Here is a 15,746-nt window from a genome sequence, read left to right on the forward strand (position 1 = left end):
GGCGCGACACAGCCTTCCGTCCCTGGTTCCTGCGCGGTCGCTGGCCTAGGGTCGAGGCATGTCCATCGACTGGTCGATCCTGGTCCCCGGTCTCATCATCGCCATCGTGGCGGGTGCGGCCGTGGGCGGCTTCCTCGACCTCTCCCGTCGCGTCGAGGAGCGGCGTACGCGCAGGCGCGAGTTCGCGCAGGAGGCGCCGGTCGCGCTGTCGAGCGCGCACGACCTCCTGATCCCGCCGCTCGCCAAGGATCCCTCGTCGCTGGTGCCGCCGGAGAGCCTCACGCGCGGCGTCCGCGAGCAGGCCGTGCGGCTCACGCGCGGCACGTCGCGCCAGCGCGCCGCGGTGCCCGCGATCGACATGGTCCTCGAGATCGACCGCGCGCTCGAGGACCTCGCGGTGCGGGGCCGCGCTCTCGACGGCACGCTCGCGATCGTGATGGCCGCCGCGCCGCAGTCGCTCGAGCAGCGGCTGGTGCTGCGCCTCGCGACCCAGGCCGTCCAGAAGGATCCGGTGCCTGCGGATGTGATCCCGCGCATCGAGAACCCTGAGGCCCAGAACGCGTTCGAGGGCGACCCGGCGCTGGTGCGCGAGGTGATCCGCTACCGCCGCGCGCAGCAGCTGCTTCACGAGGCGCGCGACGCGTTCGTCGACCACTGGTGGACCGTGCGCGACCTCAGGCTCGCGTCGGAGACGCGCCTCGCGACCGCGCGCCACGAGCAGGGCGAGAGCGGCCGCCGCGCGGCCAAGGCCGTCGAGCGCGAGCTCGCCGAGGCCATCGCCGCAGACTTCGCGCGCAACTGGAGGCGCATCGACCACGGCATCGCGCTCGCGGAGGTCGCGATCGTCGAGCCGTCCTCGCCCGAGTCGCACGCGACGGACGCGCACGATGCGCCGCAGCAGCCGGGCGCGGCTGCTCGCCCGGGCAGGATCCAGCTCTGATGCGGTGGCTCGGCGGGGGTCTCATCTTCCTTGCGGAGCTCACCATGTACGCCGCGCTCGCGTGGTGGCCCGTCGCGGCCATCGGGGGCATCCTCGGGTGGCCTCTCGCCTTGCTGCTGCCCATCGTGGTCGGGCTGCTGTGGTTCGTGTCGTTGTCGCCCAAGGCGCCGCGGCCCATCGGCGCCATGCCCACGCTCGTTGCGCGGACCATGCTCCTCGCGGCGGGCTCGCTGCTCTACGCCTCGATCGGTGCGACCACGATGCTCTGGATCCACACCGCGGCGTGGGTCGTCGGGACGCCCATCGCAGTGCGCTGGGCCGTGGAGCCGTCACCCGAGAAGGTGTGATACCACGGTGATACCGTGGTGTGCATGGCCATGACGCTGCGCACCACACCCGAGCTCGACTCCGCGATCTCGCGCCTCGCCCTGCGGTGGGGCGTCTCCAAGACCGAGGCGATCCTCCGCGCAGTTCAGGAGGCCGACGAGTCGCGCTCGCTCGAGGACGATGCGATGGCGGCGTACGCGCGTGTGTCCAGCGAGTACCGGGAGGCGCTCGACCGGCTGGGCTCGGTGTAGCAGTGACGCGCTACGTGACGTTCGCGGTGGCGGTGCGCATCATCGACGCCGAGCGCATCGGGCCCATCCGCGACTCCGGGCTCCTGCAGTCGGCGCTCGAACGGCCGGCCACCACGGTGTTCGGTCGGGACGCCTACCCCAGCATCGAGGAGAAGGCCGCCGCGCTGATGCACTCCGTGTGCGCGAACCGTGCGCTGAGCGACGGCAACAAGCGGCTCGCGGCGATCCTGATGCTCGTGTTCCGCGACCTCAACGGGTATCGCACCACGCTCGACAACGACGGCCTCTTCGACCTCACCATGGCGATCGCCGACGGCACGCTCGACGAGGTCGCGGACATCGCCGCGCGGCTTCCCCTGGCTTCGCGGGGCTAGGCTCGGCGCATGGAGACGCAGGCCCTCACCGCATCGTTCACCGTGATCCCGAACCGCCACCCGGCTTCGGACGAGGAGCGGTGGCTCGCGATGGAGAACCCCGTCTTCGGCAAGGTCTTCACCGACCATATGGCGCGCGCGACGTGGCGCGACGGCGAGGGCTGGGCGGACCACCGCATCGTCGCCCTCGCGCCGCTGCCCATGCATCCCGGCGCCGCCGTGCTGCACTATGCGCAGCAGGCCTTCGAGGGGCTCAAGGCGTACCGGCACGAGGACGGCTCGGTGTGGCTCTTCCGTCCCGAGGCCAACGCGGCGCGCCTGGCCGCGAGCTGCCGGCGCATGGCGCTCCCCGAGGTGAGCGAGCAGGACTTCATGGCCGCGCTCGAGGGGCTGATCGCGGCGGACCGCAACTGGGTCCCCGGCACGCCGGGCGCGAGCCTCTACCTGCGCCCGTTCGTGTTCGCGAGCGAGCCGAGCCTCCTGGTCCAGCCGGCGCACGAGGTCGAGTTCCTGGTGACCGCGAGCCCCGTGGGCGCCTACCTCTCCGCGGGAGACACGGGGGTCCCCATCTGGGTCTCGCGCGGCTACCACCGCGCCAACCCGGGCGGCACCGGCGAGGCCAAGACCGCGGGCAACTACGCCGCGAGCATGCTTCCCCAGCAGGAGGCGAAGGAGCACGGCTGCCAGCAGGTGCTGTTCCTCGACGCCAAGGAGGACACGTACGTCGAGGAGTTCGGCGGCATGAACCTCGTCGCCGTGCGCGCCGACGGCAGCATCGTCACGCCTCGCCTGAGCGGCACCATCCTCCCCGGCATCACGCGTGACTCGATCCTCACGCTGCTGCGCGACGAGGGCCGCAACGTGGAGGAGCGCGATCTCGCACTCACCGAGATCCTCGAGGGCGTCGAGTCGGGGGAGATCGTCGAGCTGTTCGCGTGCGGCACCGCCGCGGTGGTGACGCCGGTGGGCCGGCTGGCCTCCGAGGACTTCGACGTGACCGTCCCGCGGGTCGAGGGCGAATCGGTGGCCGATGCGGTCCTCGCCCGCCTCACGGACCTCCAGTACGGGCGCGCCGAGGACCCCCATGGCTGGATGCGGAAGGTCCTCGACGCCCCCGAGGGCTGATCACTCGGGCAGGACGTCCTCGGGCTCGATCAGCCCGAGATCGACCGCGTTGAGCTGGTGCTGCTGGAACGTCTCCGCGAAGAGGCCCTCGCCGGTCTCGGGATCGACCAGGAAGAACATCAGGTCGCCCGACTCGGGGTGCGCGGCGGCGTCCACGGCGCCAAGCCCGGAGGACCCGATGGGTGTGGGCGGGAGCCCCTCGTACATGAAGGTGTTGTACGGCGAGTCGACCGCGAAGCCGTCGTCCGTGACACGTCGCTCGTAGGCGCCCGTGATGTAGTACAGCGGCGACTCGAGCTGCAGCATCATGCCCGCGTCGAGCCGGTTGTGGATCACCTCCGAGATCCTCGTCCAGTTGTACGGGTCGCCGGACTCGTGCACCAGGATCGACGCGATGGTGAGCGTCTCCTTCCAGTCCTCGCGCGCGACCCCCATGGACTGGAGGTTCCGCAGCTGCAGGTCCACCAGCCACTGCGCGGCCGCCTCGAGCGTGGTGGGCGCGAGCTCGGTGCCGGGCGACACCCATCCCTCGGGTTCGCCCTCGGCCTCGGGCGGCAGCGCGGCGACGATCGCGGCGCGGGCCTCAACCTCGGTCGCGGAGTAGACCGTGGCGAGCGCCGTGACGGTGGCCTCGATGGTGTCGCCTTCGGCGACCAGGTAGTCCGCGGTGACCGGCTGCGAGCTCACCATGGGCTCGGGGGTGGGGCTCGGCTCCGCGGTGGCGGACGATGCGGGCGTGGTGGCCTGGACCGAGGGCGAGGTGCTCGCGGGAGCAAGGGGCGCGGCGGCACCCCAGCGCGAGTAGCCGTACACCCCGGCGCCGAGCGCGGCGACGCCGGCGACCGAGCCCGCGGCGGCCCGCGCCGCACGGTGCCGGCGCACCCGGCGGGTCACGGGGGTGAGGCCGGCGCTCAGCCCGGTCGCGGCGAACTCCTGTGCGGCGGTCGTGCGGATCGCGGCCATCGCATCGTGCGCGGTGCTCATCGGATGCCTCCTGGGTGCTGGTGGACGGCGACGGTCTCGACGTCCGTGAAGTCGATCTGGGGGACGGTCTCGCGCAGCCGCGCGACCCCGTCGGAGAGGTACCGCTTGACGGTGCCCTCGGCCAGCCCGAGCGTCTGCGCGACGCCCGCGACGGTCATGTCCTCGAGGTAGCGCAGCACCACGCAGGCCCGCTCCCGCGGCGTGAGGGCGAGCAGCGCCGCCTGGAGGGTCAGCGCATCGTCCACCTGCCCCGAGAGGTCAGGGGCGACGGCGGCCGCCTCGGGCGCCTCGACGCCCGCGCTGCGGGGCCGCGCGGCGGCGCGCCGCCCGCTGTCGATGAACGCCGTCGAGATGCATCGCTTCACGTAGGCATGCGCCGAGTCGAGCGAGCCGAGCGCCCGCCCCGAACGGAAGGTCCGCACCAGAGCGTCCTGCAGCAGGTCCTCGGCGGGCTCGCGGGACCCGGTCAGCACGTAGGCGTATCCGTACAACGCCGGCCCGCGCTCGCGGACCAGCGTGTCGAGCATCCTGGCCCACGCGCTCATGGCTCGATTCTCCTCATGCCGGGTAGTACGCACGCGTGGGCGCGCAGGTTGGGGACGATGCGGGGCTGTGGACAGGCGCCGAGGCGTCGGCGCGCGCACCTACAGTGGGCGCATGCCCGCCCCGATCCCCGCGTACACCCTCACGCGCAAGCGCATGAAGAACCTGCGCATGGTGGTCGTCTCCGGCACCGGTGAGGTGCGCGTGAGCGCTCCGCTGCGGGCCCCGCAGCGCGAGATCGACGCGTGGGTGCGGTCCAAGGCCGAGTGGATCGCGGCGAAGCAGGCCGAGGCCGTCGCGCGACCCGTCGCGCTCGCCCCGGGGCCGGAGGCGGATGCGCTTCGCCGCGAGCTGCGGCCCGTGCTTGCCGCGCTGGTCGACGAGTGGGTGCCGCGCATGGGGGTCCCCGAGCCGACGTGGCGCATGCGGATCATGCGCTCCCGCTGGGGCAGCTGCAACCACACGACGCGTGTGATCACCTTCAGCGTCGAGCTCGGTCGGCAGGACTACCACCTGGTCGAGTACGTCGTGGTGCACGAGCTCGCCCACCTGCTCGAGCCCAACCACGGTCCCGGCTTCTCCGCGGTGATGGACGCGCACCTGCCCGGATGGCGCGAGCACCGCGCGGAGCTCAACGGCCGCTCCGTCGACTAGCGCCGCACGGGCCCCGCCTACGCGCCGGCGCTGGTCGGCGGCTGCTCCCACTCCGTCTCCAGCACCAGCTCGCGTGCACCGTTCTCGTCGTCGTCGCGAGCCACCCGGATGGTGACGTAGAACCTGTCCGCGCCCTCGATCTCGCCCACATCGAGCGTGGCCTCCCCGGTCACGGTCCCGCCCGGCTCCACGGTCACCACGTCGGACTCGGACGAGAGGTAGCCGTAGCGCTCGTCCCCCTCGGCGGGCCAGCCGACCGTGGTGTTCTCGGTGGACGACATCCACCCCGCGCCGTCGATCTCGACGATGATCCCCATGGCGGCGCGGTCGAGGGTCAGAGGCTCATCGGACACGTTCGTGAGGGTCCAGGTGGCGGGGATCATGCCGGCGTCCGGCTCGGAGGCGAACAGCAGCCGGGTGAACTCGAGCTGCTGCCCGCCCGGCACCCAGACCGTGGGGCACAGCGGCGACGTGATCACGGGTTCGCCGTCGCTGCCACGTCCCGCGCCGTTCGTTCGCGGGTTGTCCGCGTCGCCCACATGGCACAGGAGCGCGGCCTGAGCATCGTCCCTCGACTCGCCCGCGACACGGGGCTCGAGCCCCTCGAGCGCGGGGGAGACCGGGTCGAGCGTGCCTGTCACCGGAACGCTCGTCTCGGCCTCGAGGAACAGCTCGCTCGTGGTCACAGCGCCCGCCGGGGGTACGCGCACCTGGAGCGTCACGGTCGCGTCGGCCGCGCCGGACGCAAATGAATCCACCAGCGACGTGAAACCAGGACCGTCGAGGTCGTCCGGTGACAGGACCGACCTTCCCGAGAAGCCGTCTCCGGGCTCGAGGCGCATCGGGCCGGTCGCCCCATCCATGGCGACGAACCGCTCGGTGTCGCTCGACCATGGACTGGCTGCGACGGTTGCCTCGTCGACCAGGCTGAGGCCTGACGAGACGCCGTCGGGATCGCCGGTGAGCAGCAGGTGAGTCGCGGCCGGATCGACCGTGATGGCGGTGCCCGACGTGTTCGTGACTGTCCAGCGGACGGTCACCGCGCCGTCCCCGGCCATCTCCGCGGACGCCTCGCTGACCTCGAGCAGGGGCGCATCGCCGACCCACAGGGCTGCGCAGTTGTCCGTCACCGAACCCGAGTGCCCGTCGCTCCACGGGTTCGCCTTGACGTAGTCGAACGTGCACTCGACCGCGGCCTGACCGGTCACGGCCTCGCCACGCACGCGCGGCGAGGTGTCCCACCGGAGGTCGTCCGCGGTGAGCGCGGCACCCGTGGGAGTCGGATCGGCAGGAGCGACATCGGTACCCCGGCCGCCCAGCGTCGACGCCACGATCACGCCACCGACCACGGCGACCGCCGCCACACCGGCGAGGCCCACGCCGCGCATCGTCCGCGCCCGACGCACCCGGCTGCGCGCGGGGTCCACCACCCAGGCCGCACGCGACTCGAACAGGTCGCCGCCCTCGCCGGCGCCCCTCGCGAGGGATTCCATCAGCTCGTTGCTCATCGTCCCGCTCCCTTCGTGAGGATCACCACGTGGTCGGCCCCGCCGTCGATCGCGTCCGCGGGATCGAGCCCGAAGTCGCCGTAGGTGCGCTGCAGCGTCGCGATCGCGGTGGAGAGGTACCCGCGCACCGTGCCCGCGGAGAGCCCGAGCTCCGTCGCGATCGCCGTCGAGGACAGGCCGTCGAAGTACCGCATCACCACGCACGTGCGCTCGCGCGGTGGCAGCGAGTGCACCGCCTGCAGCAGCGCGTCGCGGGTGGACGATGCGCCGGTCGGGTCAGGTGCGACGCGGTCCGCCTCGCGCCGGTCGCGTCGAGGGCGGACGCTCGCGCGCCGATGCGAGTCGATGAGCGCGGTCTGCAACGCGCGCTTGACGTAGGCGTGCGCGGCGTCGAGCGACTCTGGTCCGCGGCCGCGCTTGAAGGCCCGCACCAGAGCGTCCTGCAGCAGATCGTCCGCGGCCTCGGGCGAGCCCGTGAGCACGAACGCGTATCCGTACAGCGTCCTGCCGCGCTCGCGCACCAGCGCGTCCAACGTGTCCGACCACCCGCTCACCGCAGCCCCCGTCCCGTCGCGTGCATCCTTCCATCGGTACAGACGCACGATGCGACGGAAACGCAGGGTCGGGATTCAGGGCGATGCCGACGGGGAGGCTCCAGGCCCCGCCAGGGGCGTCTCGAGGATGAGGACCCGACGTGCGTCGCCGAGGAACGGGACCTCGACCTGCGCGGTCGCGGCACCCCCGGCGGCGATCGCAGCCGCGACGACGTCGACGTCGATCGGCTGGCCGTCGGTGAGCATCGCGGGGAAGAGCGAGTCGTATCCGGTGATCGCCTCGCCCGGCTCGACGTCGATCTCCATCGACGCGTTGTCGATCAGCGCCGTGCGGTGGCCCTCGTCGTCCCACGCCGTGGTGCTGGTGACCACGGCGGAACCGAGCCGTACGAGCCGCGACGCCCCGTCGTCGAGGGAGCCGCTCTCGATCAGCAGATTCCACCCCGACACGGTGAGCGTGCCCTGCGCGGTCGACACCACGCCCCAGCCGACCTCGGGCGCCACCTCGCCGGCGGACAGGCTGAGCGTGGACTCGTCGACCAGCACGGTGGCGGGCAGCCAGACCGCGCGGCATGCCACCTCCGCGGCCGCGTAGGGGAAGGCTCCACCCGCCTCGGGCCGGAGCTCCGGGGGCACCTTGCACAGCATCGCGGCCTGCGCGCCGTCGCGCGGCTCGCCGGGCACGCGGGGCGTGAGGTCGGCCACCAGGGTGTCCGCGCTGACGCCCGGCATCAGCCGCTCGGTCGAGGTCTCCGCCTCGAGGAAGAGCTCGCGCGTACCCGACAGGCCGAACGGCTGGACCCTCACCTGCACGCCGAGCGTGGGCCACGCCGCGCCGGTGGCGATGTCCCACACGGCATCCCGCGGCTCTCCGGGCGCCGGGGCGGCGCCGGTGAACCGTGTCGATCCCTGGAGGTACTCGCCCGGCTCGATGGTGACGGGGCGCGAGTCCCCGCTGAGCGAGGCGTAGCGCTGCGTGTTCGACGCCCACAGCGATCCGCCCGCGAAGCGGTCCTGGTCGTACCCGCGATCCGTGGTGACCGCGGTCGAGTCGGTGGCGAGGGACGTCAGCACGCCGCCCGCGTCGAGCGCGAGCGGTGCATCGGTCCGGTTGCGCAGCGCCCACTCGACCGTGATCACCGCGCTGCTCTCTCCTACGTACGCGGTGAGGTGCGTGAGGGCGGGATCGACGCCGAGCATCTGAGCGTCGCCGGCCCACGCCGCCGTGCACACCGAGCGCACGGGCAGCGCGACGCCCTCGGACGATCCGGCCCACGGGTTGGCATCGGCCCGCACCGCGCACAGCACGGCGGCCTGCGCAGGGCTCTCCGCGGAGACGCCGCGCGTCCGGTCGACGACCGTGCCCGTCAGATCCTCGGCGAACACCGTGGGCGCACGGGTGAGGGTGCGGGTGACCTGGGGCTCGTCGCCCCGGTCCCAGGACGGCACCGCGATCGCCGCGCCACCGAGCACCACGCACGCGGCCGCGCTCCACACGAGCGCGCGCGAGCGCCGGCCGCGCCGTGCCCGTGCGCGAGCCCGACGGACCACGCCCGTGAGGCCGTCGCGCCCTGACCCCGGGTCCGCGTCGGCCTCGAGCGCCTCGACCAGCTCTTCGGTCACCACGGCTCCATCCCGGTGAGCGGCACCTCGAGCACCATGACGGTCGAGGGATCGTCCTCGAAGGGCACCATCACGGCGCCGGTGACGGCGGCGCCGTCCGCGAGGGCGGCGCGCAGCATCGCCGCGTCGATGGTCGTCCCCGTCACGGTCCGCTCCGGGTCGAGCTCGGTCTGGGCGAGCAGCGTCGAGCCGCTCGCCAGCTTCCGCCACCGCAACGAGGCCGGTGCGGGAAGGCTTCGGTGCGAGCTGTCCACCCACAGCGTCCGGGTGAGGGTCACCGCGCCCTGGACCGAGGCCGTCGTCTCGGACGAGGCGACCTCAGGCGCGGTCTCGAACAGGACCGACCAACCCGCGGTGACGATCGCAGCGCCGGACACGTTGACGGCCGCCCAGGCGACGTCGGCGGCGCGTCCGTTGACGCCATCGACCACCTGGACGCCGTGGGACGGCTCGAGCAGCGGCCCTGCGACGGACCCGGCGACGCATGCCGGCGGCTCCGCGTGCAGCCATGCGGCCTCGTCGGCGCTCAACCCCTGGAGCGCGGGCGGCACGTCGCACAGCAGCGCGCTCTGCCTGTTCCCCGCGACCGCCTCCCCGTCGCTGCGGGGCGCGAATCCTCCGACCAGCGAGTCCGCCGTCACCGCACCGGTGCGGGGCTGAGCCGCGGGCACGCTGCGCTGCACGCGGTCCACGGGGTCGATCGGGGCCGCACCCGGCTCGTCGGTGGGCGCCGTGGCGAGCGTGGCCGCCACGGCCGCACCGGCGAGCACCGTGGCGGTGCCGGTGATGGTCAGCGCTGCGGAGCGTCTCCGCGCTCGGCGGACGCGTCGGCGAGCGCGCTGCGTCACGCGCGCGAGGGCGGCGGCGTCCGGCCCCGCGCCGCCCGGGCTGAGCGCCGCGGCGAGCGCGGCGCTCACCTGTCGCCGCCGATCGTCACCTCGTCCTGTGCGAGGCTGCCGCCCTCGAGCGCATCCTCGAGGGACAGGCGCAGGTCGGGGTGCGTGGCGGCGAGCTCCTCGACCGCGTGGGTGAGCGCCGTCTCGATCGCTCCACGGTGCAGGCCGGTCTCCTCGCCGATCGCGGCGACGGCGAGGCCGTCGACGTAGCGCATCGCGAGCAGCGCGCGCTCGCGGGTGGGGAGGTGATGGAGGTCGTCCGGGAGCGACGAGGCCCGGTCGGCACCATCGGGGGTGTCCGTGCCGGGGGACGGGGCCTCGTGCACGCGCACGGCCGCACGCCGCATCGCGTGCTCGAGCGCGACGACGGCCTCGTCGACCGTGCGGGGGTAACCGCGCCGCCCGAACACCGCGGCGAGCGCGTCCTCGACCACCCGGGCGGCGACCGCATCGTCCCCGGTCAGGGTGTGCGCGTAGGCGAAGAGGTCGGCGGCGCGCGCCTGCATCGTCGCGTCGAGCACCTTCTCCCAGTGGCTCACATCGCCCCCTCGAGGAACCCTTCGATCCTCCCACCGCGGCACGGCGGCCGCATGGCGGTGTCAGCCGCCGGCGTCCTCCTCCAGGGGGAGCGGGAGCTCGAGCACCAGCATCCGGGTGTCGTCGCCCAGGAACGGCATCGCCATCTGTGCCGTCACGGCGCCGCGGTCGCCGATCTCGGCGAGCTGGGCGTCCGTCAGCTCCGTCCACCAGGCGCTCATGGGCTCCCACGCGAAGCCCCGCGGGTAGCCGTAGGTGGCGATCGCGCCCGAACGGGTAGTCGGGCCTGTCCACGCGTTGGTCGCGAACGCGACGCCGTACCCGTCGCCCAACGTGTCGCTCTCCGACGGTTCGAGGGAGGCGGCGTCTCGCTCGACCATCACGGTGAGCGAGTTCATCAGCAGGTCGGCGCCCGAGGCGTTGCGCACGTCCCAGCCGGCACCGCCATCGGTGATCCATTCGGAGTTCACGTTCGCGCCGATATACGTGCCGTCCACCCAGCCCGCGGCGCACCCCGACCGTACGGTCCACCCCAGCTCGTCCACCTCCCTGCGCCAGGCATCGTCCACGTCGCACATGAGCGCGCGCGTGGCGCCCTCCCGGTCCGCGTCGTCCCGGCTCCGCTCGGTGAAGCTGGCGGCGACGTCGTCCGCGGTCAGTCCCGGCAGGTCGACGCGGACCGGGGAGGACACCTCGAGCAGCAGGGTCGCATCAGGGTCGGCTGACAGCGAGTCGACCTCGACCCAGGACGTGACCACGGTGCCCTCGGCGCCCGCCCCGCCATTGGCGACCGCCCACACGGGGTCGCGCGGCTCGCCGGGATCGGGGGCGGTCGCATCCAGGGAGAGGATGCTCGAGAGGTAGGCGGTGGGCTCCAGCGACCCTCCCCAGGCCTCCTCGGGCATGACCACGATGCGCGTGATGTACCCGTCCCACAGGGACGTCGCCCTGTCGCCGCCGAACCACCCGTCCCCCTCGGCGTCGGGGTCGCTCACCACGACCCCGGGGGAGAGGACGTCCGAGACCGCGAGCGGGCGCGATCCTGCGATCGAGTACAGGATCGCCGCGTTGACGCGGGCGTGGCCGTCGGCCACGAACCGGTCCGTGCTCGAGATGGTCGAGTCCTCGACCAGCAACGGAGACTCGCCGACGGTGACCGCCGTGCACGCGGTGGTCGTGCCCGGCGCCAGCCCCGCGGGGCACAGCACGGCGGCCTGTCCCTTCACCGGCAGGCCGCGCACACGCGGCTTCGCGCTCGCGATGAGCTCCTCCGCGAAGATGGTGCCCACACCCTGCGCGAGCGGGGTCGAGGACACGCTCGGCGACGGGCTCGGCGAGGCGGCGGCATCGTCGGGGTCGGCCGACCCAGCCCCCGCCGCGCCGAGCGCCAGCGCGACCGCCACGAGGCCCGCACCCGCGCCTCCACCCAGCAGCGCGGCCCTCCGCCGCCGCTTGCGCGCCGCCGCCGACCTCGCGCGCGCCTGGACCTCGTCCTGCCGGGCGTGCGCGAGGGAACGCCCCGCGTCCGCGTCGGCCGCGACGGCGCGCTCGAGCGCGGCGCTCACCACGCCTCCTCGACGGAGGCGGTCTCGAGCATGCCGCCCTCGAGCGCGTCCTCGACGGTGACCCCGATGCCCGGATAAGCCGAGAGCAGCAGCGCGACGGCGCGGCTGAGTCCCTCCCTCACGTCACGCTCCTTGAGCCCGGTCTCCTCGGCGATCGCCTCGACCGCGAGCCCCTCGCCGTAGCGGAGCACCACCAGCGCGCGCTCGTGTCGGGGCAGCGCGGTGAGCGCCTCGCGCGCGAGGGACGATGCGTCGGTGCGCCCGTCCGGCGGAGGCGGCGGGACAGGCGGTGCGGTGGCGCGCACGGCCGCGCGGCGCATCGTCTGCATCATCGCTCGGCTGCCCGCGGCGGGGGACTCGGGGACGTGGCCACGCGAGAACGTGTCCACGAGCGCATCCTCGACCAGAGCGGTCGCGGACTCGTCGTCTCCGGCCAGGGCGCGAGCGTGGGCGAAGATCGCCTCCCCGTGCTCGCGCATCGTCGCGTCGAGCGCGCGCCCCCATCGCCCCATGCCGCCCCCGTTCCCGCTCGTGCGCCCGATCCTGCCAGCGCGGACGCCATCACGCCATCACCGCGGCGGCACGTCACTGCTGGGTGTCCCCGCCCTCCCACGTCGACTCGAGGAACAGCTCGGGCGTCCGCACGGCGTCGTCGTCGTGCGCGACGCGCACCTGGACCGAGAAGCGCGCCGTCGCGAGATCACCGATCTCGGAGAGGAACACCTCGCGTTCGCCCGCGACGAGCTGCCATGGCTGGACCGTCTCGACCGCGCTCGCCCGCTGGACCAGCCCGAACCGCTCGGTCTCCGAGGCCCACAGGCTGCCGGCGAGCAGCGTCCCGTCGGCGGTGAACACGATCCCGCCGTCGTTGAGGGGCATCGCGTCCACCGGCTGCTCGATCGCGAGCGTCATGCCGCCGGTGTCGAGTGCGAGCGGCGCGCCCGAGGTGTTCTGCAGGGTCCATCCGATCCGCACCACGTCGTTCGCCTCGTCGACGTCGAAGGTCATCTCGGTCACCCGCAGCATCGGCGTCTCATCGCTCAGCCACACGGTGTCGCAGATCGGATCGAACGCTTCCTGCTCGATGGTGTCGGTGCGGGGGTTGAGCCCCGGGTCGATGGTGCAGTCGAGCCCCGCCTGCGCGGATCCGCGGTCGAAGTCCTCCAGATGGCGCTCGACCTCGGCGTCGCGCAGGTCGCTCGCGGTCCTCGCCTCGTCGCCGCCGGCATCCGCGTCGGAGGCGATCACCGAGGTGCCGCCGAAGCTGGCGAGCAGCCACAGCTCGCGGCTGTCCGCCGGGTCTGCGAACGGTACGGGCACGAGCACGGTCATGTCGACGGTCGCGCCCGGCACCACCGTCGTGCCCTGCCCCAGCCCGAGGTTCGCCTCACCGGTCGCGGTGCCTCCGGGCGCGATGGTCGCCGGCTCGGCCTCCATCTGGATCGAGATGTCGGTGAGGCGGGTGATCGCGCTGTCCACCGAGTCCCAGGTGGGCTCGATCTGCGGGATCACGTGGTCCGGGAGGTACGAGAGCGGCGCGTCGCCCTGGTACGTCACGCCCCATCCGACGATGGCGGTGGTGTCCGCCACCGATACATCGACGCGCGCCGCATCGGGCTCGAGCTGGAGCATGTCCCAGTCGCCGAACCTGACCTCCTCGCACGAGCGCTGGGGCACGGCGCCGTCGCACAGGATCGCGATCTGCGCCATGTCCTCGTTGGCGACCCGCTCGGCGAGCAGGTCCTCCGCTGTGAGCGCTGCATGAGGGTCCCGCACCCCGTCCACGCTGGACGAGGCGCTCGGCGTGGGACTCGTCGTCGCCGGCGCCACCGTCTCGCCGGCCCCCGTCGCGATCGCGACCGTCGTCACCGCCCCCACCGCCACGGCCGCGAGGCCGGCGGTGCCCAGGGCGCGCATCGCCCGGGCACGTCGCACGCGTGCACGGGCAACCGGCACCATCGCATCGGCCCGCCCCCCGTACTGCGCGAGGCCGGCTGCGGCGCGGCGCTCCATCGCCTTCTCCAACTCGCTGCTCATCGCGTGCCTCCCTTGGTGGTGACGATCACGTGGTGGTCCGCGCCGCCGCTGACGGCGTCCGCCGGTTCGAGCCCGAAGTCACCGTGCGTGCGCCGCAGCGTCGCGATCCCGTCGTGCAGGTATCGGCGCACCGAGCCGGGCGCCAGGCCCAGCTCGTGCGCGATCGCTTGAGCGCTCAGGCCGTCGAGGTAGCGCATGACGATGCACGTGCGCTCGCGCGGGGGCAGCGAGGTCACGGCGTCCATGAGCGCGTCGAGCGTGTCGGTCGCCGGCGCGTGGTCCGGAGCGATGCGATCCGCCTCGCGGTCGTCGCGCTGGGGGCGGGCCTTCGCGCGGCGGTGCGCGTCGATGAACGCGGTCTGCATCGCGCGCTTCACGTACGCGTGGGCCGGGTCGATGCCCTGCGGAGCGCCGCGGCGCCGGAACGCCCGCACCAGCGCCTCCTGCACCAGGTCCTGCGCGTCGTCCGCGTTGCCTGTCAACACATAGGCGTACGCGAAGAGCGCACCGCCGCGCTCGCGCATCACCGCCTCGAGCGTGTCCCCCCAGCTGGGCATCCGACCTCCCTTGTCCCACCCGACAACGCATCCTCGCGCGCAAGTGTTGGGTCCGCCGCGAACGCCGCGCGCGGCGCTAGTGTCGGGCCATGGCGAGCGAGGGCGACCTGCAGTGCGCGGATGGCCGCATCGTGCATTGGTACGAGGACGGCCCCGCCGACGGCGTCCCGCTCTTCTGGCATCACGGGACGCCGAACATCGGCCAGCCGCCCGGCCCGCTCATGCGACCCGCGACCGAGCGAGGCTTCCGGTGGGTCTCGCTCGACCGCCCGGGCTACGGGGGCTCGACGCGCCGCGAGGGACGATGCGTGGCGGGCATCGTGGAGGACGTCGCCGACGTCGCCGATGCCTTGGGCATGCCGCGGTTCGCCGTCGTCGGCCACTCCGGGGGTGGGCCGCACGCGCTCGCGTGCGCCGCGCTCCTGCCCGATCGGGTGCTCGCGGCTGTCTCGATCGCCGGGCTCGCGCCGTACGGCGCCGCGGGCCTCGACTGGTTCGGGGGGATGGGGCGTGGGGGACGCGAGGAGCTCGAGGCAGCGGCGCTTGGACCCGCGGCGTTGAGCGCCCAGCTCTCCCAGGAGTGGGATCCCGAGATGTTCACGCCCGCGGACCACCAGGCGCTCGAAGGACCATGGCGCTGGTTCACCGGGATCGTCGAGGCGGCGCTCGCCCACGGACCCGACGGCATGATCGACGACGATCGCGCGTATGTCACGGGCTGGGGATTCGATCCCGGGGAAGCCGGCGCGGTCGCGACGCTGGTCGCTCACGGGGGAGAGGACCGCGTGGTGCCGGCGAGCCACGGGCGTTGGCTCGCGGATGCCGTCCCGGGAGCCGATGCGCGAAGGTTCGAGGATGCCGGGCACATCTCGGTGCTGCTGCACTCCGAGGAGCTGCTCGACTGGCTTCAGGAGCGGGTCGAGGAGGCTCGTCGTTGACCATCCGAGGCGGCCCCAGGGGCCTGCGCGCCGGGGCACGTACCGAAGTACCTGGTGTCACCAAGTTATGCGCTTCTCGGTTGGACAACGCCGAAACATCTGTGTAACTTATTCCGAGTTGCCAGCGAGCAGCCCGGAAGGGCGAGACGCGGTGACGGAGGGTCCATCTGGAGCCTGGAGAGCGGTCAGCGAACCGGTCAAAAGGATGTAAGATGGAAACCCGCTCGGACAGCCGAGCCCGACGCGATCGCCGCGAGGCGATTGGACAGGGCGCCGAAGTCCGAGTAACATAGAGAAGTTGCCCCGAGCGAAGTCCCGAGAGGGATGGAGTGA

At 73.1% G+C, this 15,746-nt stretch carries 18 protein-coding genes; 7 read left to right on the plus strand and 11 right to left on the minus strand.

Annotated elements, in window-relative coordinates:
* Positions 1-58: 58 nt before the first annotated feature.
* The 5 genes from AOM06_RS13660 to AOM06_RS13680 are packed head-to-tail and all read left to right on the plus strand — an operon-like array spanning position 59 to position 3,017.
* Entirely contained in the window at positions 59-940 is an 882-nt protein-coding gene (locus AOM06_RS13660; RefSeq protein WP_062308041.1) for a hypothetical protein, read from the plus strand.
* The gene (locus tag AOM06_RS13665; RefSeq protein ID WP_062308044.1) at positions 940-1,287 is read left to right on the plus strand and encodes a DUF2568 domain-containing protein; all 348 of its coding nucleotides are present in this window, start codon (positions 940-942) and stop codon (positions 1,285-1,287) included. Before AOM06_RS13660 ends, AOM06_RS13665 begins: the two co-directional genes overlap by 1 nt.
* A gap of 24 nt (positions 1,288-1,311) precedes the next feature.
* Entirely contained in the window at positions 1,312-1,518 is a 207-nt protein-coding gene (locus tag AOM06_RS13670) for a CopG family transcriptional regulator (RefSeq protein ID WP_156163722.1), read from the plus strand.
* Between the two features lie 2 nt (positions 1,519-1,520).
* Positions 1,521-1,892, plus strand: coding sequence for a type II toxin-antitoxin system death-on-curing family toxin (locus AOM06_RS13675; RefSeq protein ID WP_062308054.1), 372 nt, complete (start codon positions 1,521-1,523; stop codon positions 1,890-1,892).
* A 9-nt stretch (positions 1,893-1,901) separates the two neighbouring features.
* On the plus strand, positions 1,902-3,017 hold the full coding sequence (locus AOM06_RS13680) for a branched-chain amino acid aminotransferase (protein ID WP_062308060.1): 1,116 nt from the start codon (positions 1,902-1,904) through the stop codon (positions 3,015-3,017).
* On the opposite strand, the gene AOM06_RS13685 is transcribed toward AOM06_RS13680, so the two are convergent.
* Positions 3,018-4,001 carry an endolytic transglycosylase MltG gene (locus tag AOM06_RS13685; protein WP_062308064.1) on the minus strand — a complete coding sequence of 328 codons (984 nt, stop codon included), beginning with the start codon at positions 3,999-4,001 and terminating at the stop codon, positions 3,018-3,020.
* The gene (locus AOM06_RS13690) at positions 3,998-4,546 is read right to left on the minus strand and encodes a sigma-70 family RNA polymerase sigma factor (RefSeq protein WP_082105596.1); all 549 of its coding nucleotides are present in this window, start codon (positions 4,544-4,546) and stop codon (positions 3,998-4,000) included. The genes AOM06_RS13685 and AOM06_RS13690 overlap by 4 nt, the downstream gene beginning before the upstream one ends.
* 112 nt (positions 4,547-4,658) lie before the next feature.
* Here AOM06_RS13690 and AOM06_RS13695 point away from each other — a divergent pair, with 112 nt between their 5' ends.
* Entirely contained in the window at positions 4,659-5,198 is a 540-nt protein-coding gene (locus AOM06_RS13695; RefSeq protein ID WP_062308075.1) for a M48 family metallopeptidase, read from the plus strand.
* A 17-nt stretch (positions 5,199-5,215) separates the two neighbouring features.
* Here the strand turns inward: AOM06_RS13695 and AOM06_RS13700 are convergent, their stop codons facing one another.
* The 9 genes from AOM06_RS13700 to AOM06_RS13740 form a co-directional block, all read right to left on the minus strand.
* On the minus strand, positions 5,216-6,706 hold the full coding sequence (locus AOM06_RS13700) for a hypothetical protein (RefSeq protein WP_062308080.1): 1,491 nt from the start codon (positions 6,704-6,706) through the stop codon (positions 5,216-5,218).
* A complete protein-coding gene (locus AOM06_RS13705) occupies positions 6,703-7,308 on the minus strand; it encodes an RNA polymerase sigma factor (protein ID WP_169747771.1) in 606 nt (201 codons plus the stop codon). Before AOM06_RS13705 ends, AOM06_RS13700 begins: the two co-directional genes overlap by 4 nt.
* Positions 7,309-7,335: 27 nt before the next feature.
* Positions 7,336-8,883 (minus strand): hypothetical protein, encoded by a 1,548-nt coding sequence (locus AOM06_RS13710; RefSeq protein WP_156163723.1) that lies wholly within the window; start codon positions 8,881-8,883, stop codon positions 7,336-7,338.
* Positions 8,880-9,800 carry a hypothetical protein gene (locus tag AOM06_RS13715; protein WP_062308093.1) on the minus strand — a complete coding sequence of 307 codons (921 nt, stop codon included), beginning with the start codon at positions 9,798-9,800 and terminating at the stop codon, positions 8,880-8,882. The genes AOM06_RS13710 and AOM06_RS13715 overlap by 4 nt, the downstream gene beginning before the upstream one ends.
* Positions 9,797-10,318 carry an RNA polymerase sigma factor gene (locus tag AOM06_RS13720; RefSeq protein WP_062308098.1) on the minus strand — a complete coding sequence of 174 codons (522 nt, stop codon included), beginning with the start codon at positions 10,316-10,318 and terminating at the stop codon, positions 9,797-9,799. Before AOM06_RS13720 ends, AOM06_RS13715 begins: the two co-directional genes overlap by 4 nt.
* A gap of 60 nt (positions 10,319-10,378) precedes the next feature.
* Positions 10,379-11,881 carry a hypothetical protein gene (locus AOM06_RS13725; protein ID WP_156163724.1) on the minus strand — a complete coding sequence of 501 codons (1,503 nt, stop codon included), beginning with the start codon at positions 11,879-11,881 and terminating at the stop codon, positions 10,379-10,381.
* Entirely contained in the window at positions 11,878-12,393 is a 516-nt protein-coding gene (locus tag AOM06_RS13730; protein ID WP_062308107.1) for an RNA polymerase sigma factor, read from the minus strand. The genes AOM06_RS13725 and AOM06_RS13730 overlap by 4 nt, the downstream gene beginning before the upstream one ends.
* A 73-nt stretch (positions 12,394-12,466) precedes the next feature.
* Complete coding sequence (locus AOM06_RS13735; RefSeq protein WP_062308113.1) at positions 12,467-13,918, minus strand: hypothetical protein; 1,452 nt, start codon at positions 13,916-13,918, stop codon at positions 12,467-12,469.
* A complete protein-coding gene (locus AOM06_RS13740) occupies positions 13,915-14,475 on the minus strand; it encodes an RNA polymerase sigma factor (RefSeq protein ID WP_062308117.1) in 561 nt (186 codons plus the stop codon). Before AOM06_RS13740 ends, AOM06_RS13735 begins: the two co-directional genes overlap by 4 nt.
* 89 nt (positions 14,476-14,564) lie before the next feature.
* Here AOM06_RS13740 and AOM06_RS13745 point away from each other — a divergent pair, with 89 nt between their 5' ends.
* Complete coding sequence (locus AOM06_RS13745; RefSeq protein ID WP_062308122.1) at positions 14,565-15,413, plus strand: alpha/beta fold hydrolase; 849 nt, start codon at positions 14,565-14,567, stop codon at positions 15,411-15,413.
* Positions 15,414-15,746 lie beyond the last annotated feature (333 nt).

The sequence above is a fragment of the Demequina subtropica genome (assembly GCF_000971235.1).
In the GTDB taxonomy this organism is placed as follows: domain Bacteria; phylum Actinomycetota; class Actinomycetes; order Actinomycetales; family Demequinaceae; genus Demequina; species Demequina subtropica.